This window comes from Pseudomonas sp. RA_35y_Pfl2_P32 (genome assembly GCF_963970735.1).
Lineage (GTDB): Bacteria > Pseudomonadota > Gammaproteobacteria > Pseudomonadales > Pseudomonadaceae > Aquipseudomonas.
Window position 1 is genome coordinate 1 of sequence record NZ_CAXAQF010000259.1, and the last position, 487, is coordinate 487.

1 protein-coding gene is annotated in these 487 nt (G+C 66.3%); it reads right to left on the minus strand.

Annotated features, from left to right (window positions below):
• The coding region (locus AACY45_RS28155; protein ID WP_339548744.1) for an insulinase family protein at nt 1-416 on the minus strand (416 nt) is incomplete at its 3' end.
• Between the last annotated feature and the right edge of the window lie 71 nt (nt 417-487).

The window sequence follows — 487 nt, forward strand, 5'->3', positions numbered from 1 at the left end:
CGCTTGGCCTCGCCATCGGGCACATATTCCGAACCGCGGAACGAAAGATGCTCGATCAGATGGGCAAAGCCGCGTTCGCCCTCATTTTCATACAGCGACCCTGCATCGATCCGCACCCGCACCGAAATCTGGCCGGGCGGCACGCCATTCTTGCGCACCGCATAGCGCAGGCCGTTCTTCAGCACGCCGAAATGCCATGCCGGATCGGGCGTGATGTCGCTGCCTTTGTAAAGCCATGCCGCCCGGCTGGCGATGGCCGCGCCGGGGCGTCCATCGGTGGCGTCGGCGCTCGACGACGGCGTGGCCTGCTGCGCCTCGGCGCGACTTTCGGGGGCACGTACCGAATGCTGGGGGGCGGCGCCAATGGTCAGAAAGGCGAGAAGGGCGAGGCGCGAGGCGCGCGAATACACGATCATGCCGGGCACGATAGCGCGGTGAACCCACCTGCGCCAGCGACACCCGTTCGACACCTGGCCGAGGATTGCTT